Below are 18212 nucleotides of genomic sequence, written 5' to 3'. Positions count from 1 at the left end.
GCGCAGGACGCGACGCACGGGCAGGTCGCGGAGGGGAATGCCGGCTTGTCCGGGTTTCCGGAACGCAGGGCCGAGATCCACCCCTCGGGAATGGTGGAGCCGGAGGTGTTGCGCGCGGTGTATTCGGGCAGCCAGGCCTCGATATGTTCGACCACGCGCGCGGCCGGCACGATCGACGAGCGGAACCCCGGTGTGCCCCTGCTGATTCCGGCGTATCCGAAGGTGCCGCGCACCGACACCTTGAACCAGCACATGCCCGGTTCCTCCGGGTAGACGGCCCACCACGGTTTCAGGACGATGGCGTGATCGGGCATCGCGCCGTGGGTGAGCAGGTGGAACACCCCGCTGCTCATGCCCACGTTGTCGCGGTCGCTCATGGTGACCGGCATTCCGCCGCCCGCGAAGCCGATCGCCAGATCACCGATCAGGGGCACACCGGCGTCCGCGACGGCGTGGACGACCTCGGTCAGCCCGGCCACCATGCATTTCGGATTCGAGGCGCCGAGCCCGATCACCAGATCACCGTCCACCCGCGCCTGGGGCACCATATCCGGACGCAATCGCGGCCCGACCCACGGCACATCGGCCTCGGGGTCGATGTGGGTGTCGATGGGGGCGTACAGCAGTAGCCGACTGCCGCCACCGCTGCCGCGCATCTCGCCCAGCACATTGCCGGTGTGCTCGCTGACCGGTCGATAGGCGGCGTCGACGCCGACCTCGTGGCGCAGATGGTCGGCCATGAATTCCGAGGCCGCGCGTTCGCGTCCGGTGGGGCTGTGGATGTCGACCAGCGAGACGAGTAGATCGCGGAAGCGGTCGGGGTCGAGTCGATCACAGACCGCCTCGTACATCGCGCGCCGGTCGTCGTCCAGCGGTAGGTCCTGGATCGATTCCGCCGCGCCCTCCGTGCTGGTGATGGCGTCGTTCATCGCTGTTCCTCCGGTAGTGGGCAGCGGGCGGCCAGCCCGACCCGGTCGGTCAGGCAGGTCGCGATGCGCACGAGCGAATGGTCGGTGCCGGTCGGGCCGATGAGCTGCACGCCGAGCGGCAGTCCGGTGGCGCCGGTGCCGGTCGGCAAGCCGACCGCGGGCAGCCCGGCGACGCTGGCGAGCTTGTTGAACACCGGGTCGCCGGTGCTGTCCAGGCCGTGCGGCGCCTCTCCGGTCGCGGCGAGGGTCAACAGGACGTCGGCGCGGTGGTGCGCACCGTCGACGAAGCGCCGGGCAGCACGAAGAACGCTGCGCGCGTGCTGAATTCGGCTCGGCTCCGCGGTGCGGCCACGGGTGAGGAATTCGGCCAGCCGGGCGCTGATCCCGTCGGTTCCGTCGCGGCCGACGCGGTCGTGGAGTGCCGCGGCGGCCTCCGCGGCCATGATCAGCGTGTGTGCGTCGTCGAGCTCGGCCAGCTCGGGCGGAACGGCGATCTCGGTGACGGTGGTGCCGTGGGCGCGCAGGCCGGCGGCGAACGATTCCAGGCGCTCCAGCGCGTCGGTCCCGGCGCGGTCGTCCCACGGGGGGCGCAGCACACCGACGGTGAGGTCGCGGGTGGCGGGCAGTACCGCGGTCTGTACTCGGTCCGTGAGGACCTGGTCGACCGCGCCGAGCCACACCGGATGCCGCGCGAACGCGCCGAGGGTGTCGAAGCTCAGCGCCACCGGCAGCACGCCGTCGAACGACCACCGGCCGTAACCGGGTTTGAGCGTGAAGACGCCGCAGTAGGAGCCGGGACGCAGCACCGATCCGGCGGTCTGGGTGCCCAGGGCGATGGGCACCTGGCCGTCGGCGACCGCTGCCGCCGAGCCGCTCGACGATCCGCCCGGTGTGTGCTCGAGATTGTGCGGGTTCCGGGTGCGGGCCGGCTCGTAGGTGGCGAACTCGGTGGTGGCGGTCTTGCCGAAGATCAGCGCGCCTGCCGCGCGCAGCCGGCGTACCGCGTCGGCATCGCGGCCGGGGCGATGTCCCGACCAGAGGGGGCTGCCGTAGGCGGTCGGCTGATCGGCGGTGTCGATGATGTCCTTGATGCCCACCGGAATTCCGTGCAGCGGCGAGCGGGGCGTTTCGGCATCGAGTGCGCGGGCCTGCGCGCGAGCTCGGTCCGGATCGAGAAAGGCCCAGGCACGGACGGATTCGTCGCGTACGGCGACGCGCTCCAGATAGCGTTCCACCGTCGTGATGCTCGAGGTCTCGGTGTGCTCGCCGGTGGTGGCGTCCACGGTCATCTCAGCTCACCTTCTTCCGGACCTCATGGCCCCAGCGCGCCGGGGCGTCGTAGGTCTGCACGACCCAGTCCTCGTCGACAACGGCTCCGCCCCAGCCGATTTCGATGCCGAAGCCGGACGGCGTGGAGAGGTAGAACGAGGTGACCCCGTCGTTGGTGTGGCGACCGAGCGTCATCTTCAGATCGATGCCCGCGGCGGTGATCCGGTCGTAGGCCCGGCCGACGTCGTCGAGCGTGGCGGTCTCGATCATCAGATGGTTGAGGTCGCCGCCGCGCATCCCGAAGCATTCGTTCATCAACGCCAGGCTGTGGTGGCGTGAATTGCAGTGCAGGAAGGTGGCATCCGCGCCGTCCCAGACGATGTAGTCGGTGAGCCGGAAACCGAGGACGCGGGTGTAGAAGTCCACCGCCGCCGGATAGTCCGAGCACATGTAGACCACATGCCCCAGGCCCAGTTCGCCGGTGACGAAGCCGCTGATCACCCCGCCGGGCCGTACCGGGTGGTGGTCGGTCAGCACGCCGTAGCCGATCTCGGTGGGAAACCCGTCCAGATCGGCGAACCGGATGGCGGCGGCGACATCGAACGTGTCGCCGGCGGCCACCCGCTCGACCTCGATGCCTTCGGCCTCGACCGCCTCGGCCAGCGTCTTCAGCTGCTCGGGAGTGTTCACCTCCCAGCTGACCCGCCGGACGCGGTCCTCGGCACCGGGATACAACGCGATGCGGTGGTGGCGGTCGTCGAGGCGGATCAGCAGCGGATCCGCCGACGAGGTGCGGGGCCGGGCATCGAGTTCGAGAAGGTCGACCAGCAGATGCTGCCAGGCGTCGATATCGGCGACCTCGACGGTCAGAGCCCCGAGTCGGGCGATGCTCATGATGATTCGTTCACAATCTGTGCGCACCGGCGGCCGGGCCGCCGGTGGTGATCAGCTGGGGAGGAATTGCTCGGCGTGGATCCGCTCGGGCGGCAGGCCCAGTTCGCTCAGCCGGACGCGGGCCGCATCGAGCATGGCCGGGGGACCGCACAGGTAGGCGCTGGTGTTCGGGTCGGCGACGTCGGCCGCGGTGAGCACGCTGACCGGATTACCGGTGAGCACGTCGGGATGGTCGAACGGCTCGTCGACCACCACCCGCACCGACAGCCCCGGGGTGAAACTGCGCCGTCCCGCGAGCTCGTCGAGGTGGAACAGATCGAGTCCGCGGGTACAGCCGAAAACCAGCTCGATGCGGTCGCGATCGCGTGCGGTCTGCAGCGTGTCGAGCATCGACAACATCGGGGCCAGTCCGGTGCCGCCCGCCACCATAAGAATCGGACCGGGTTCGGGACGCAGTCCGAACGACCCCATCGGGCCCTCCATCTCGAGCTCGTCGCCGACGGCGGCGCGCTCACGCAGATAGTGCGACATCGCCCCGGACGGCAGGACGCGCACGGTGAAGGTGAGCCGGCGCTTCTCCCGTTCCCCGGAAGCCATGGAGTACGAGCGCCATTCGCTGGTGCCGGGCACCCGCAGCCGCACGTACTGTCCCGCCCGGAAGGAGAATTTCGCCGACTTCGGCAACCGGATCTGCAGTTCCACCACGGAATCGGCCAGCCAGGTGAGGCCGGCGACCTTGGTGGTGGTCGTGATGATCGGGTTCTCGTCGAGCAGGGCCGCCGGGTAGTCGAGGTCGATCTCGGCGTCGGAACGGGCACGCGCCTGGCACAGCAGCCGCATGCCCGCCGCCGATTCGTCCGCGCGCAAAGGGTAGACGCGGCCTTCGGGCATGACCACGTCTCCGGCCGATATCCGGCCGATACAGGTGCCGCAGGTGCCGATCCCGCATTGATGGGCCAGCCGCACGCCGGCGGCGCCGGCGGCGTCCAGCACGGAAATGCCTTCCGGTACGTGGATCTCCTTCACCGTGTCGGTGTAACGCAAACGGACACAATGGGTTCCGGTGTCCGCGCGGTCGGTGGAGCGGATTTCGCTCGGAGACATGGTCATGCGGTCAGTCCTCGTCCCGATACGGCGATTCGAAGTATCCGCGCAGGTGACGGGCGGCCATCTTGCGCCACGCGACGATGGAATAGTCCATGTCGCAGAGCATTTCGTTGTTCCAGCCGTCGAAGCGGGTGTAGTGCTCCTCGGTGGCCTCGCGGGCGAACACGTCGCTGTTGTTGAAGCCTTCGAGCGCCAGCGGCTTGAAGAAATGCTCGAACTTGAAGTCGAATTCGGCCCGTTCCTCGTCGGTGTGGGCGCGGGTCGCCACGACCTCCCAGTACTCGTGGTGGTGGTCGTCGATCGGGACGTAGAACTCGTACTGCACGACGTCGGTGATCGGCCAGTGCTCCACCATCAACACGCCCGGCACCCACAGCGAGGTGCGGAAGTAGTGCTGAACGCTGCCGCGGGCCTTGATGTCGACCTTCGGGTTCTCCAGCACCGGCTGATACAGATCGGGCCGGTCGTAGCGGTTCATCACGCCCTTGGGCCCGTTGGGGATGTCGATCTCCTCGGTGGCGTCGTCGGTGAGGGCATTGACGCCGAGCGGCAGGGCACGGTCCAGGGCCACCAGGATCTGGTTGTCCCAGTGCACCAGCAGATGTCCCGGATCGAGGCCGTTCTCGGCGGCCAGGCGCCAGTTGCCGACCAGCTTGCGGTGGATGCCGCGCACGATGATGTTGTCGTCCATCAGGTGGGCGACGGGAGAGTTGTTGGGGTCGTTGGTGACTCGCATCGGCAGATCGCTCTCGAGCGGCGGCGGGGTGCCGTAGTCCGCGTCGCCGACGAAGACGAAGATCATGCCGTTGACTTCTTCGACCGGATAGGTCCGGATCGCGGCCCGCCCGATCAGCGAATCGTCGGGATTGCCGACGATGGTGGTGAGGCTGCCGTCGTCGACGCTGTAGGTGTAGCCGTGGTACCAGCAGGTCACGGTGCCCTCGGACAGGCACATGGGCTTCGCCGACAGTTTCACGCCGCGGTGGATACACCGATCCGACAGCGCGTAGGCCTTACCCGCCGACCGGCGCAGGGCGATGTCGTGGCCGCCGATGGTGACGCCTTTGACGGTGCCGTCGGCGAGCTCGGTGGAGAACAGTGCGGGATACCAGTGGTTGGCATAGCCCCAGTCGGCCTGGACGTAGGGGGCGTAGTGCCGGGTCACACCGGCCGAGGTGCCGTTGTAGTGGTCAGCGGACATCGAGAAACCTCCATCGAGGTGGGGACCACGCGGTGTGTGCGTGGTTGATCCGTGATGAGTGGCGCGGCGGGGAATGCGGCGCGGAATGTGGGCTGGACACCGTGGTGTCCTGAGCCACATTACATAATCTTCGTGGACTATCAATAGACTTTCAACGTAAATTTCATGTTCCACATTGCGGTCGGCCGGGTTACCCGTGTTGGCTGGTGTCCTATGACCGCCACCGAAGCCGCCGGCGCCGACCGGCCCGCGAATCTGGATCCGGAACGTCGCTGGCATCTGGCCGAGAACACCCACGAAGAGGCGATGACCGCCTTCGAATTCGCCCTGTTGCAGGTCGAGGGCGCGTTCGAGCGGTTCGCCGTGCAGGCGTTACGGATCGCCGGGGATGTGGATCTGGCCTTCAACGAAGTCGTGGCGCTGCATGTCGTGCGCATGCAGGAACGCGCCAAAGACACCGCGACCATCGCGCAGCTGACCAATCGCGAGGATCTGCCCAATCTGCAGTACAACCTGCGGAAGCTGGTCAGCCTGGGTCTGCTCGAGCGCACCAAGTCGGGCACCTCGTCGGTGTTCCGGGTGACCGAGGCCGGGCGCGAGATCTCCGATCGCTATGCCGCGTTGCGGCGTGAACTGCTCACGGCCAATCTGGCCGAATTATCCGATGTGACAACGAAAATGCGGCATGCGGTCCGCACGATGCACATTCTGACCGGCCTCTACGCGGCGGCCAGTCGTGACCTGGCCACCATCAATCCGGCGGTCATGTTCCCGGCCGAGGGCGACGAGGCCGAACCCGAACCGGCCGCGAAGCGGCGCCGGCGGCGCGGTGACGGAGCCGGGTGAACGGTGTCCGGTCAGTGCGGGGTGTGATCACTGAGGAGCGTCTTCTTCTGGATCTTGCCCATCGCATTGCGTGGCAGCGTCTCGACCATGCGAATCTCACGCGGCCGCTTGTGTACCGCCAGCGATCCGGCGACGAAATCGATGAGGGCGTCGTGGTTTCCGGGCTCGCCGACGACATATGCCACGATGCGCTGGCCGAGATCGGCATCGGGGACACCGACCACAGCGGCCTCGCGCACGCCCGGGTGCGACAGCAGTGCGTGTTCGACCTCGCCCGCGCCGATCCGGTAGCCACCGGATTTGATCATGTCGACCGATTCACGACCGACGATGCGGTGGAAGCCGTCCGGATCGATCACGGCGATGTCGCCGGTGTCGAACCATCCGTCGGGCGACATGACCTCGTCGGTCTTGGCCTTGTTGTGGAGGTAGCCGTCGAACAGTGTGGGCCCGGCGATTTCGAGGCGGCCGAGCGTTTCGCCGTCGTGGCCGACGGTATCGCCGGAGTCCGAGCGGAGCCGGGTTTTCACTCCGGTCACCGGTAGTCCGACCCAGCCGGGGCGGCGCTCACCGTCGTATCGGGTGCTGAGTGTGATGACGGTTTCGGTCATGCCGTACCGCTCGATCGGCGCGCTGCCCGTAAGCGCCCGCAACCCTTCGAACACCGGAACCGGCAGCGGCGCGCTCCCCGAGACCAGCAGGCGAGCGGAGGCGAGCGCCCGCGCGGAATCCGGATCGGCGCAGACCCGCGACCAGACCGTCGGCACGCCGAAATACAGCGATCCGCCCGCCGCGGCGTATCGGTCGGGGGTCGGGCGAGTGGTGTGGACCAGCGGCGATCCGGTGCGCAGGGCGCCCAGCACGCCGACCACCAGGCCGTGCACGTGGAACAGCGGAAGCCCGTGGACGACAACGTCGTCGGCGCTCCACTGCCACGCGTCGCGCAGTCCGTCCAGGCTGGCGGCGATCGCGGCGCGCGACAGCACCACTCCCTTCGGCGCGCCGGTGGTCCCGGAGGTGTAGACGATCAGCGCCGCCGTGGCCGGATCGGGTTCTGGGCCCGTCCAGGATTCGCAGGCGCGCGGGTCGACCGTGACCGCGGGCAGGGAGATATCGGAATCCGTTGCGCCGAGCCATAATTCGGCGCCCGAGTCGGTGAGGATGTGGCGGCGTTCGACCGCGCCGGAATCCGGGGGAACGGGGACCGCGGGCACACCGGCCAGCAGGCAGCCCACGACGGCGATCACGGTGTCGACGCTGGGGCGGGCGTCGATGGCGACACATCCGGCGCCGGCGAGGCGATGCGCGAGCGCGCCCGCCGCGCCCAACAGCGCATCGGGCCGCAGGGCGGTGTCGCCGATCGTGACGGCGGGGCGGGACTCGGCCGTTGCGGTCTGCAATGCGGTGAGAAGAGGAACTGGCATGAGGGCCACTTTCTCGTGTATGGTCCACATTGTGGACCGATGTGCTATATTATGGACCAGTGACGGTATTAGCTCCAGGCGACTCCGTCAACAACGGGTGTGCCGCCGCGCGCTCGGCGCAAGGGCGCGGTCGTGAACAGCGTGCTGACCGCCCTGCGGGTATTCGAGGAGGTGGCGCGGCTGCAGCCCGCGGGTCTCAGCGACCTCGCCCGGCGGCTGGAGGTCCCGAAAAGTACGGTGCAGCGCTGTCTGAAAACCCTCGAGGAGGCCGGGTGGGTGCGGTCGTCACCGGAAGGACGGTGGGAGATCACCGGTCTGGCTTTCCGGGTGGGTAGCGCGGTCGCGGGTCGCGACAATCTGCGTGAGGTGGCGCTGCCGGAGCTGTCCGCGCTGCAGATGTCGACCGGTGAGACAGTGCATCTCGCGGTTCCCGACGGCGACGAACTGGTGCTCATCGAACGTCTCGACAGTTCGCACCAGGTGCGCGCGTTCATGGCGCTGGGCACCCGGCTGCCGCTGCACGCCGCCGCGACCGGAAAGGCGTTCCTCGCGACCCTGTCCGACGAACGGATCGCGGCCTACCTGTCCCACACCCCCGCCAAGACCACCGAACACACCATCACCGACGTGGACGAACTCTGGGAGGAGATCGCTCTCATCCGCCGACGGGGATACGCCACCACGATCGAAGGGCTGCACGACGGTATCTGCGCGGTCGCGGTGGCCCTGCGCGGGCGCTACGGGCCGGCCCGCGCATGCTTCAGCATCTCCGGGCCGTCGTCACGGCTGACCCCCGCGCTTTTCGAGGATTACGGAGCCCGGGCTCTGGCGACCCGTGCCGCCGTCGAACGGCTGCTCGGCGAGTGAGGTCTGCGGCTGCGGCGCGGGATTTTTTACGTTTTCCCTACGCCTCGCGATCACTGGGTTCGGGTTTGCCGGATTTAGGCTGATTAATCGTGGTTTCACCGATCGACGTCGCCAAACGGGTGGTGCTGGGACGACCGTTTCGCAGCGATCGGCTCGGGGAGACGCTGTTGCCGAAGCGGCTGGCATTGCCGATTTTCGCCAGTGATCCGCTGTCCTCGGTGGCGTATGCGACTCAGGAGATTCTGCTCATCCTGACGCTGGGCGGGCTCAGCTATCTGTATCTGACACCGTGGGTGGCCGGTGGTGTCGTCGTGCTGCTGGCGGTGGTCGCGTTGTCGTATCGCCAGGTCGTGCGCGCCTATCCGTCGGGCGGTGGATCCTATGAGGTCGTCGCCGAGAACCTCGGGGCGATACCGGGTTTGGTCGTCGCGGCGGCGCTGCTGGTCGATTACGTGATGACGGTGGCGGTATCGGTCGCGGCGGGGGTGGACAACGTCATCTCCGCGGCGCCGGCGCTGAACCCGCATCGGGTGCTGATCGATATCGGGTTCATCGTGGCGCTGACCGCGATGAACCTGCGTGGGGTGCGAGAATCCGGCCGGGCGTTCGCCGTGCCGACCTACGCCTTCGTCGCCGGCGTCATGGTGATGATCTCGATCGGTGTGGTCGAGACGCTGATCGGGCACGCACCGGTCGCCGAGAGCGCGCACTACCAGATCAACGCCGCGCACGCGGGCCTCGGTACGGCCGCGGTGGCATTTCTCGCGCTGCGGGCGTTCTCCTCGGGGTGTACGGCGCTGACGGGGGCCGAAGCGATCTCCAACGGCGTCCCGGCGTTCCGAAAACCGAAGTCGCTCAACGCGGCCCGGACCATGACCGCGATGGGTGTCCTGGCGATCGCCATGTTCACCGGTGTCACCGCGCTGGCGATGATCACCCACACGCGCGTCGCCGAGAATACCTGCGACCTGATCGGCTTTCCGGGCGATTGCCGCACCGACGCCCAGAAGACCGTCATCGCGCAGATCGCGGGGGCGGTCTTCGGCGACAGCAGCCTGGGCTTCTACTACCTGATGGTCACCACCGCGTTGATCCTGATCCTCGCCGCGAACACCGCCTACAACGGATTCCCGCTGCTGACCTCGATCCTGGCCCAACATCGTTACCTGCCACGCCAATTGCACACGCGCGGAGACCGGCTCGCCTACTCCAACGGCATCATCCTGCTCGCCGCGGTCGCCGCCGGGTTGATCTACGCCTTCGACGGACAGACCACCAGGTTGATCCAGCTCTACATCGTCGGCGTGTTCACCTCGTTCACGCTGTGCCAAACCGGCATGGTCCGGCATTGGAATCGCGAACTACGCGCGGTGACCGCGCCGGGGCAACGCCGGCGCATCCACCGTGCCCGGGCGATCAACGCGTTCGGCGCCTGCTTCACCGGCGTCGTGCTGGTCGTGGTCATGATCACCAAATTCGGTCACGGCGCCTATCTCGTGGTCATCGCGATGCCACTGCTGGTGCTGATGATGTATTCCATCCACACCCACTACGCGACGGTGCGCGCCGAACTCGACATCGACCCCGACGAGGAGACGACGCTGCCCGGCCGGGTGCATGCGATCGTGCTGGTTTCGGACTGGCACAAGGCAACTCAGCGGGCCGTCCAGTTCGCGCGCGCCACCCGCCCGGACACCCTCACCGCCGTCACGGTCAACGTCGACGACACCGACACCCGGGCGCTGACCCAATCGTGGGAGCGCCACGACGTCAGCATTCCGTTGAAGGTCGTCGAGTCGCCCTACCGCGAAATCACCCGTCCCGTCGTCGAATACATCAAACGGCTCCGCCGATCGCGGCCCCGGGACGTGGTCAGCGTCTACATCCCCGAGTACGTCGTCGGACACTGGTGGGAGAACCTGCTGCACAACCAGAGCTCGCTCCGGCTCAAAGCACGCCTGCTGTTCGAACCGGGTGTCATGGTCACCAGCGTTCCCTACCAACTGCGCTCTTCGCGAAATCGCAAGCCGCCCACAGTCACACCGAGCCCCGGTCAGATCCGCCGCGGCATCGTCGCTCCCTGATCGGAGGCTTCCGCCGCGGTCATCGATCGGCTCGGCCGGCGATGTGGTCGACGTCGATGAGCAGATGTCGTGGTCCCCGGAAGATTTGGCTGCGCCGATACGGTGGCGGATCGACGACCAGCCGCGGTGTCACGACGCGGCGTAGGAAGATCTCCAGTGCGAGATTGACTTCCAATCGCGCGAGCGGGCCGCCCGGGCAGGTGTGGATGCCGCTGCCCCAGCCGAAATGCTCGTTGTCGGGCCGTTGGATGTCGAAGCGGTTCGGATCGGTGAACCGGTTCGGGTCGCGGTTGGCGGCGGCGTAGACCAGATGCACCGCGGACCCTTCCGGAATCACGGTGCCGCCGATCTCGATATCGGCGGTGACGCTGCGGCTGGGGAAGAACTGCACCGCGGCCTGCAACCGCTGGACCTCTTCGATCGCGCGCGGCAGAAGATGTGGCCGGTCGCGCACCTGGTCGTAGGAACCGGGGTTGCGCAACAGTGTCAGCACACAGTTGGCGATGGTGTTGACCGTCGAGTCGTGCCCGGCGATCAGCAGCAGTACCGCATTGGCCAGCACCTGCCCGACCGGCATCGGGCCGTCGGGGCCGTCGTCGTGCAGCAATCGCGACAGCAACCCCGGGCCGGGCGCACGCTGGAGTTGCTCGATCAGGCCGGCCAGATATCGGGTGAGTGCGTCACGGCCGGCGTGCGCCCGGCCGGCGCGAACCTTGCCCTCTGCGGTCCGCGCGTCCGGGCCCAGATCGGTGCCGGTGAGCATGTCGTAGATCCAGGCGTGGAACCGGGGCTCGTCCGCGAGCGGGATGCCGAGAATCGTGGAAATCACCGTCACAGGTACGGGGTAGGCGTAGTCGTCGACCACGTCCATCCGGGTCGTGCCGCCGGCCTCGAATTCGTCGAGCAGCCGGTTGCACAACCGGACGATCACGGGTTCCGTGCCGGGGATGACATCGGGCGAGTGCGGCGGGCCGAAGTGGCGCATCACCTGGCGGCGGGCCCGATCGTGATCGGGCGGATCGGAGACGATGATGCTCGGCGTCCGAGTCGGCGGCGTGCTCGCGGCGCCGGCGTCCCCTGCCAGGGGGTTGCCCAGCGGGCTGCGGCCGATATCGGAGCTGACCCGCGGGTCGTGCGCCAGCGCCAGCAGTTCCTGATAACCCGTCACCACATACAGGTTGTCGGCCACGCGCGCGACCGGGGTCCGGCGTAGCTGATCGAAGAACGGGTACGGGTCGGCGCGGTGTTCGAATGTCATCGCCTCGGCCCAGGCGGTCGCCGCCGTCATACCGCGTAACCGCCACTGCTGCTTGACAAAAACATTAGGCTGCCTCCTCGCTCGACGGAACTCGGCGCTCAATGGAACTCGGCGCCTCGTGAGGTGGGGTCGTGGCCGGTCAGCACCACGTCGGGGATGCCGGTCGGCACTCGCGGATCGGGAAAGCGGGCCGGCATCGGTGCCGGATCGGGGGCCCGATCGTAGCCCGGCAGTGGCGGCGGAAACGGCGCCGATCGTTCGATCATCGCCGCGTAGTACGGGAGCCATTTGCCGTGATCGAAGGTCACCGCACCGACGATGCGGCCCCGGCGGCCGTAGACGGCGGCGAACCGAAAGTCCTCGGGCGATCCCTGGGTGAACGCGATCTCGTCGCCGAACGAGCACACGCCCACACCCTTGATGTTCACCCCGAATTGCGCCGACCAGAACGACGGCAGCGGCAAATGCGGTCGCCGTTCGGTCTCCAGGCTGATCATGTTGTTCGCGGCGACCTGCGCACCGCATACCGCGTTGTCCCAGTGCTCCATCGAGATGAACTGATACTCGTAGAGCACATGGGGCTGCCGTGCGACATCGCCTGCCACGAAGACGTTGTCGGTCACCACGCCGTTGATGTCGAAGGCGCGGCAACCGGCATCGCACCCGACGCCCCAGAAACCGGCGGCAAGTCCGGCGCCGCGCAGCCATTCGACATTGCGGATCGACCCGAGCGACGCGACCACCACATCGACGTCCACTGTGGTTCCGTCCGAAAGGCAGGCCCGGCGCACCTTTCCGTCGGCGTCGCCGTCGAGGGACCGGACGGACACGCCGGTGCGCAGGTCGACTCCCGCGCCGCGCTGCATCCGCGCGGCGATATCGCCGATCACCCCGCCGAGCGGGCCGATCAGTGGACCGCCGCCGCGTTCGGCGACGGTCACCGGCACGCCGCGCTCGCGGCATACCGAGGCCAGTTCCGAGCCGATGAATCCCGAGCCGACGACCAGGACGCGCTGCGGATTCGCGTTCAGCGCTGCCTGCAGCCCCGCAGCGTCCTCGCGGGTGCGCACGGTGAACACTCCGCGCAGGGCGGCCTCGGCCGGGTTGGGCCACGGCCGGGCCCGCACGCCGGTGGCGATGAGCAGCCGGTCGTAGGGCACCGCATCGCCGGTGGCCAACAGGACCCGCCGGTTCGCTCGGTCCAAGCCGGTCGCGGCCACCCCCAGCCGCCAGTCCGCGTCGACGGCCCGCATCCGCGGAAGTGCTGTGTGATCGGCGCGCACCCATCCCTGCAAAACCTGTTTGGACAACGGCGGACGGTCGTACGGTTCGTGCGGCTCGTCGCCGATGATGGTCAAGCTTCCGTGAAAGCCCCTCTCCCGCAGAGCTTCCGCCGCGCGCAACCCGGCCAGCGAAGCGCCCACGATCACGATGCGGCCTTCGGCCCGGAAGGTGTCGACCAGGTCCGCCATCAGCGAGGCGGTCCTCATGTCGTGGGCTCCGCCTCGTCGGGAGTGTGGGTTTCCACCAGGATGGCCTGAACCGGGCAGGCCGCCGCCGCCCGCACGACCCGGCCGCGCTGACCGTCGTCGGGATTGGGGTCGTAGGCCAGCGCCTCATCGCCCAGTAGCCGCAGCACCTGCGGTGCCAGCGGAACACACTGGGCATACCCCTGGCACCGATTCAGATCGACCACGATGCGCATGTCCTCAGCTCCTCGTTCGAACCGAGTCTTGTCGGGCCGGATTGCCTTGCGACCGCTGCGGACCGATCGGCGCTGATCCCCGCGAGGGTCGACGTGAACTCCTACCGGAGGACACGTCCCGGAATGCCCGGTGCCGTGCGGGCACCTCACCAAGGATTCGTAGCGGCCGGGCCGATGGGTTATCGCCGGCGGCGAGGTGTTGCCGAGCGGGGTGGCGCGGCACGCATGTGGTCGCGCACCGGCGACAGCAGCTCGGCCAGCGCCTTGGTGTCCGCGCGTGACAGCGGTTCGAAGAGTTGCTGGTTGACGACCTCGGTATGACCGGGCAGGACCTCGGCGAGCAGCGCCCGGCCGGCATCGGTGATCGTGACCGTGACGCCGCGCTCGTCGTCCGCGGAGGGCGCGCGCGTGACCAGTCCCGCCTTCTCGAGCAGACCGGCCTGATAGGTCAATCCGCTGCGGCTGTAGACGACGCCGTCGGCCAGATCGGTCATGCGCTCACTGCCGGTGGGGGAGTCGAGACCGAGCCGCGCCAGCAGCTGGAACTGCACGTAGCTCAGATCGCCGGCGTCTCGCAGCTGTTGCTCGACCGCGTGCCGGAGCAGGCCGGCGACCTCCATGAGGGCGAAATACGCGCCCAGTTGGACGGCGTCCAGGGGCCGCGGGGTCTCGGACATGGCACGACTGTACAACTCTTGCTTCGATTTCGAAACTCTTGCTTCGAATTCAAAGCACTGCTACCGTGACGGATGTGCTTCGAACTCGAAGCACATCACATCGAGAGTGAGGCACCACGATGAAGGCGGTTCGATTCCACGAGTACGGCGATCCCGAGGTCCTTCGCTACGAGGACGTCGACCGGCCGGTTCCCGGTCCCGGCCAGGTCCGGGTGCGCGTTGCGGCGACATCGTTCAACGGCGTCGACGGCAATATCCGCGCGGGATTGATGCAGGGCCCGATGCCGCTGGCCCTGCCGCACATCCCCGGCCTGGACGTCGCCGGAACCGTCGACGCGCTCGGCGAGGGCGTCGACGAGCCGAAGGTCGGTGACCGGGTCGTCGGCTTCCTGCCGTTCACCGACGACGGCGCCGCGGCGGAGTGCGTGCTCGCCCCTGCGCGGAGTCTGGCGGCGGCGCCGGCGAGCATCCCGCTCGCCGATGCGGCCGCGCTGCCGCTGGTCGGACTCACCGCGTGGCAGGCGCTGTTCGACCACGCCGAACTGAAGCCCGGGCAACGGATCCTGATCAGTGGCGCCGGGGGAGCCGTGGGTGGTTATGCGGTACAGCTGGCCAAGGCGGCCGGCGCCCATGTGATCGCCACCGGCAGTCCGCGCAGCCGCGAGCGCGTCGAGGCGCGGGGCGCCGACGAGGTCGTCGACCACACCACCACCGAGGTGACCGCGGCGGTGACCGAGCCGATCGACGTCCTGCTCAACCTCGCGCCGATCGATCCGGCCGAGTTCGCGGCGCTGGCCGGACTGGTCCGCGACGGCGGCGTCGTAGTCGGCACCACCGTGTGGATGCCCGCCCCGGCCGACGCGGCGCGCGGCGTGCGTGCCGTCGACGTCTACGTCCGCAGCGACGCGCGGCAACTGGCGGAACTCGTTGCGCGCGTGGACCTTCGCGCGTTGATCGTCGATGTCGACGAGCGTGTCCCGCTGGCAGAGCTGGCATCGGTGCACACCCGGGCGGCCGCGGGAACGTTGCCGGGCAAGGTCGTCGTCCTCCCGGCCGCGGACTGACTGCGCCGGACCGGCGGGGAGACGACACCGACGGGTGCCGGCGCGGGACCGCTGCCGGCCGGCTCACGCCGGGTGTTCAGAAACTGGACACTTCCCGATGCTCGATCCATCCCACTATGGCTTGCATCACATCAGGTTGTAGCCAGGAGGTTTCGATGACGGTCGTCTCCGAGTTCCCGGTCCGAGCGGACGTTCGGGCGGTACTCAGCGGTCGAAAGCAGCTGCTGATCGACGGCGAATGGACCGATGCCCGGTCGGGCCGGACATTCGCGACGCACAATCCCGCCGACGGCAGTGTGCTGGCGGAGGTGGCCCACGGCGAGGCGGCCGACGTGGACCGCGCCGTCCGCGCCGCCCGCCGCGCCTTCGACAACGGGCCGTGGCAGTGGATGAAACCCAATGAGCGCGAACGGCTGCTGTGGCGGGTGGGCGATCTTCTCTCCGAACGCGCGGAGCAGTTCGGCGAACTCGAGGCGCTGGACAACGGTAAATCCGCGGCGGTCGCCACCGTCGTCGACACCGCGTGGGCGGCCGACGTCTTCCGGTACTACGCGGGCTGGGCGACCAAGATCGTAGGGAGCACGGTCGATGTGTCGATGCCGTTCGCGCCGCCCGGCAGCCGGTTCCACGCGTACACCCTGCGCGAGCCGGTGGGGGTCTGCGGGCTGATCGTGCCGTGGAACTTCCCGCTGTTGATGGCAGCCTGGAAGCTGGCCCCCGCGCTGGCTGCCGGAAATACGGTGGTGCTCAAGCCCGCCGAGCAGACTCCGCTGACCGCGCTGCTGCTGGGAGAGGTGTTCCAGGAGGCCGGATTCCCGCCCGGCGTGGTCAATATCGTGACCGGATTCGGCGATGCCGGCGCCGCCCTGGCCGCGCACGACGGCGTCGACAAGGTCGCCTTCACCGGATCCACGGAGGTCGGCAAGCTGGTCGTCGACGCTGCCAAGGGCAATCTGAAGAAGGTGTCGCTGGAGCTGGGCGGCAAGAGCCCCAACGTGGTGTTCGCCGACGCGGATTTCGATGCCGCGGTCACCGGCTCGCTCAACGCCTGGCTGTTCAATCACGGCCAGTGCTGTGTTGCGGGGACGCGACTGTATGTGGAGGACAAGATCTTCGGCGATTTCACCGCCGCGGTGGCCGAGGCCGCCTCGCGGGTGAAGATCGGTCCCGGCTTGGACCCGTCCACCGAGCTGGGCCCGCTGGTGTCGCAGGAGCAGTTCGACCGCGTCACCGCCTATCTGCAGGCCGGCCTCGCCGACGGGGCGAAGGCGCTCACCGGCGGGGGCCGCCACGGCGACACCGGATACTTCGTGCAACCGACCGTATTCGTCGACGTGCGGACCGAATTCAGCATCGTGCGCGAGGAGATCTTCGGCCCGGTCGTGGCGGCGCTTCCGTTCGACGCCGACGAAGGGATCGCAGCCGCCGCGCACCAGGCCAACGATTCGATCTACGGCCTGGCCGCGGGCATCTGGACCCGTGACATCTCCAAGGCCCACCGGGTGGCCCGTGAGCTGAAAGCCGGCTCGGTGTGGATCAACCAGTACAACGGCTTCGACACCGCGATGCCCTTCGGCGGTTACAAGCAGTCCGGCTGGGGCCGTGAACTCGGCCCGGACGGCCTGGACCTGTATTTGCAGACCAAGTCGGTCAACGTCGCCCTCTGATTCCAGCGCAGGAGAACTTTCGTGAAGACAACAGCAGCAGTACTCGTCGAGCCCGGCAAACCGTTCGAACTGATGGAACTCGACCTGGACGGGCCCGGCCCCGGCGAGGTCCTGATCCGCTACACCGCAGCCGGACTGTGTCATTCCGACCTGCATCTCACCGACGGCGATCTGCCGCCGCGCTATCCGATCGTCGGCGGGCACGAGGGCTCGGGAATCATCGAGGAGGTCGGTCCCGGCGTCACCAAGGTCGCTCCCGGCGACCACGTGGTGTGCAGTTTCATTCCCAACTGCGGCACCTGCCGGTACTGTTCGACCGGCCGGCAGAACCTGTGCGATATGGGTGCGACCATCCTGGACGGCTGCATGCCCGACGGGACGTTCCGATTCCATTCCGGCGGAATGGATTTCGGTGCGATGTGCATGCTGGGCACCTTCTCCGAGCGGGCGACGATCTCGCAGCATTCGGTAGTGAAGGTCGACGACTGGCTGCCCCTCGAGACCGCGGTAGTCGTGGGTTGCGGGGTGCCGACGGGGTGGGGCAGCGCGGTCTACTCGGGCAATGTGCGCGCCGGTGACATCACCGTCGTCTACGGCATCGGCGGGCTGGGCATCAATTCGGTGCAGGGCGCCGTCCATGCCGGGGCCAAGTACGTCGTGGTGGTCGACCCGGTCGGCTTCAAACGCGAGACGGCGCTGAAAATGGGTGCCACCCATGCCTTTTCGACGTCCGAGGAGGCGGCCGAGAAGGTCGCCGAACTGTCCTGGGGGCAGGGCGCCGACCAGGCGATCATCACCGTCGGCACGGTGACCGAGGAGGTCGTGTCGGCCGCCTTCGCCGTCATCGGCAAGGGTGGGACCGTGGTCGTCACGGGCCTGGCCGATCCGGCCAAGCTCACCGTTCACGTCTCCGGTGCCGAGCTGACCCTGAACGAGAAGACCATCAAGGGCACGCTGTTCGGATCCGCCAACCCGCAGTACGACATCGTGCGGCTGCTGCGTCTCTACGACAGCGGCCAGTTGAAGCTGGACGAGCTGATCACCACGCGATATTCGCTCGAAGACATCAATCAGGGCTATCAAGACCTGCGCGACGGCAAGAATATCCGTGGTGTGGTGATCCACGCCGGATCGTAGGTCCGCCCCGCGGCCGCCGCCACGGTGGCGGCCGCGGTCCCCGCCGGGACCGTGGCAAGCGAACCGCGGCCGACGTGGGTATG

At 68.1% G+C, this 18212-nt stretch carries 15 protein-coding genes and 1 pseudogene; 6 read left to right on the top strand and 10 right to left on the bottom strand.

The annotated features are described in order from the left end of the window. The 5 genes and pseudogenes from ACPCUW_RS10405 to ACPCUW_RS10385 form a co-directional block, all read right to left on the bottom strand. Window positions 1–929 (bottom strand): annotated as a pseudogene (locus ACPCUW_RS10405) (acetylornithine deacetylase); the annotation flags it as partial. Next, complete coding sequence (locus tag ACPCUW_RS10400; RefSeq protein ID WP_423424487.1) at window positions 926–2218, bottom strand: amidase; 1293 nt, start codon at window positions 2216–2218, stop codon at window positions 926–928. The gene ACPCUW_RS10400 and the pseudogene ACPCUW_RS10405, both read right to left, overlap by 4 nt. A 1-nt stretch (window position 2219) precedes the next feature. Continuing rightward, the gene (locus tag ACPCUW_RS10395) at window positions 2220–3092 is read right to left on the bottom strand and encodes a VOC family protein (RefSeq protein ID WP_063017196.1); all 873 of its coding nucleotides are present in this window, start codon (window positions 3090–3092) and stop codon (window positions 2220–2222) included. Window positions 3093–3143: 51 nt separating this feature from the next. Beyond that, a complete protein-coding gene (locus ACPCUW_RS10390; protein ID WP_423424486.1) occupies window positions 3144–4202 on the bottom strand; it encodes an FAD-binding oxidoreductase in 1059 nt (352 codons plus the stop codon). Between the two features lie 4 nt (window positions 4203–4206). Then, complete coding sequence (locus ACPCUW_RS10385; protein WP_423424485.1) at window positions 4207–5400, bottom strand: Rieske 2Fe-2S domain-containing protein; 1194 nt, start codon at window positions 5398–5400, stop codon at window positions 4207–4209. A 213-nt stretch (window positions 5401–5613) separates the two neighbouring features. On the opposite strand from ACPCUW_RS10385, the gene ACPCUW_RS10380 reads away from it, so the two are divergent. After that, window positions 5614–6246: a winged helix DNA-binding protein gene (locus ACPCUW_RS10380; protein ID WP_063017200.1), complete on the top strand. Its 633-nt coding sequence runs from the start codon at window positions 5614–5616 to the stop codon at window positions 6244–6246. 11 nt (window positions 6247–6257) lie between these two features. On the opposite strand, the gene ACPCUW_RS10375 is transcribed toward ACPCUW_RS10380, so the two are convergent. After that, complete coding sequence (locus ACPCUW_RS10375) at window positions 6258–7670, bottom strand: acyl-CoA synthetase (protein ID WP_423424483.1); 1413 nt, start codon at window positions 7668–7670, stop codon at window positions 6258–6260. A 132-nt stretch (window positions 7671–7802) separates the two neighbouring features. Between ACPCUW_RS10375 and ACPCUW_RS10370 the strand changes: the two genes are divergently transcribed. Together ACPCUW_RS10370 and ACPCUW_RS10365 are read left to right on the top strand one after the other, a co-directional pair. Further along, the gene (locus ACPCUW_RS10370) at window positions 7803–8537 is read left to right on the top strand and encodes an IclR family transcriptional regulator (protein WP_104390663.1); all 735 of its coding nucleotides are present in this window, start codon (window positions 7803–7805) and stop codon (window positions 8535–8537) included. An 89-nt stretch (window positions 8538–8626) separates the two neighbouring features. After that, window positions 8627–10621 (top strand): APC family permease, encoded by a 1995-nt coding sequence (locus ACPCUW_RS10365; RefSeq protein ID WP_423424481.1) that lies wholly within the window; start codon window positions 8627–8629, stop codon window positions 10619–10621. 19 nt (window positions 10622–10640) lie between these two features. On the opposite strand, the gene ACPCUW_RS10360 is transcribed toward ACPCUW_RS10365, so the two are convergent. The 4 genes from ACPCUW_RS10360 to ACPCUW_RS10345 all read right to left on the bottom strand — a co-directional run bounded on the left by ACPCUW_RS10360 (window position 10641) and on the right by ACPCUW_RS10345 (window position 14261). After that, window positions 10641–11909, bottom strand: a complete 1269-nt coding sequence (locus tag ACPCUW_RS10360; RefSeq protein WP_423424479.1) for a cytochrome P450 — start codon at window positions 11907–11909, stop codon at window positions 10641–10643. Window positions 11910–11977: 68 nt separating this feature from the next. After that, entirely contained in the window at window positions 11978–13369 is a 1392-nt protein-coding gene (locus ACPCUW_RS10355; RefSeq protein WP_423424478.1) for an NAD(P)/FAD-dependent oxidoreductase, read from the bottom strand. Next, on the bottom strand, window positions 13366–13584 hold the full coding sequence (locus ACPCUW_RS10350; RefSeq protein WP_423424477.1) for a ferredoxin: 219 nt from the start codon (window positions 13582–13584) through the stop codon (window positions 13366–13368). Before ACPCUW_RS10350 ends, ACPCUW_RS10355 begins: the two co-directional genes overlap by 4 nt. Window positions 13585–13763: 179 nt before the next feature. Then, a complete protein-coding gene (locus ACPCUW_RS10345; protein ID WP_063017208.1) occupies window positions 13764–14261 on the bottom strand; it encodes a MarR family winged helix-turn-helix transcriptional regulator in 498 nt (165 codons plus the stop codon). A 119-nt stretch (window positions 14262–14380) separates the two neighbouring features. On the opposite strand from ACPCUW_RS10345, the gene ACPCUW_RS10340 reads away from it, so the two are divergent. From ACPCUW_RS10340 to ACPCUW_RS10330, 3 genes are all read left to right on the top strand, one after another. Beyond that, window positions 14381–15325, top strand: a complete 945-nt coding sequence (locus tag ACPCUW_RS10340; RefSeq protein ID WP_423424475.1) for an NADP-dependent oxidoreductase — start codon at window positions 14381–14383, stop codon at window positions 15323–15325. Between the two features lie 155 nt (window positions 15326–15480). Next, a complete protein-coding gene (locus ACPCUW_RS10335; protein ID WP_423424474.1) occupies window positions 15481–16992 on the top strand; it encodes an aldehyde dehydrogenase family protein in 1512 nt (503 codons plus the stop codon). A gap of 21 nt (window positions 16993–17013) precedes the next feature. Beyond that, entirely contained in the window at window positions 17014–18129 is a 1116-nt protein-coding gene (locus ACPCUW_RS10330; RefSeq protein WP_064906869.1) for an NDMA-dependent alcohol dehydrogenase, read from the top strand. Window positions 18130–18212 lie beyond the last annotated feature (83 nt).

Source organism: Nocardia sp. AB354, assembly GCF_049538315.1.
Classification (GTDB): Bacteria; Actinomycetota; Actinomycetes; order Mycobacteriales; family Mycobacteriaceae; genus Nocardia; species Nocardia nova.
The sequence above is the reverse complement of the archived record's forward strand: the minus strand, read 5'-3'. Positions and strand labels throughout refer to the sequence as shown.

Bases quoted from the DNA above. Each gene is read 5' to 3' on its own strand.
- ACPCUW_RS10390 (WP_423424486.1), bottom strand. From the start codon at position 4,202: ATGACCATGTCTCCGAGCGAAATCCGCTCCACCGACCGCGCGGACACC.
- ACPCUW_RS10380 (WP_063017200.1), top strand. From the start codon at position 5,614: ATGACCGCCACCGAAGCCGCCGGCGCCGACCGGCCCGCGAATCTGGAT.
- ACPCUW_RS10355 (WP_423424478.1), bottom strand. From the start codon at position 13,369: ATGAGGACCGCCTCGCTGATGGCGGACCTGGTCGACACCTTCCGGGCC.
- ACPCUW_RS10375 (WP_423424483.1), bottom strand. From the start codon at position 7,670: ATGCCAGTTCCTCTTCTCACCGCATTGCAGACCGCAACGGCCGAGTCC.
- ACPCUW_RS10385 (WP_423424485.1), bottom strand. From the start codon at position 5,400: ATGTCCGCTGACCACTACAACGGCACCTCGGCCGGTGTGACCCGGCAC.
- ACPCUW_RS10360 (WP_423424479.1), bottom strand. From the start codon at position 11,909: ATGACGGCGGCGACCGCCTGGGCCGAGGCGATGACATTCGAACACCGC.
- ACPCUW_RS10350 (WP_423424477.1), bottom strand. From the start codon at position 13,584: ATGCGCATCGTGGTCGATCTGAATCGGTGCCAGGGGTATGCCCAGTGT.
- ACPCUW_RS10395 (WP_063017196.1), bottom strand. From the start codon at position 3,092: ATGAGCATCGCCCGACTCGGGGCTCTGACCGTCGAGGTCGCCGATATC.
- ACPCUW_RS10345 (WP_063017208.1), bottom strand. From the start codon at position 14,261: ATGTCCGAGACCCCGCGGCCCCTGGACGCCGTCCAACTGGGCGCGTAT.
- ACPCUW_RS10400 (WP_423424487.1), bottom strand. From the start codon at position 2,218: ATGACCGTGGACGCCACCACCGGCGAGCACACCGAGACCTCGAGCATC.
- ACPCUW_RS10340 (WP_423424475.1), top strand. From the start codon at position 14,381: ATGAAGGCGGTTCGATTCCACGAGTACGGCGATCCCGAGGTCCTTCGC.
- ACPCUW_RS10335 (WP_423424474.1), top strand. From the start codon at position 15,481: ATGACGGTCGTCTCCGAGTTCCCGGTCCGAGCGGACGTTCGGGCGGTA.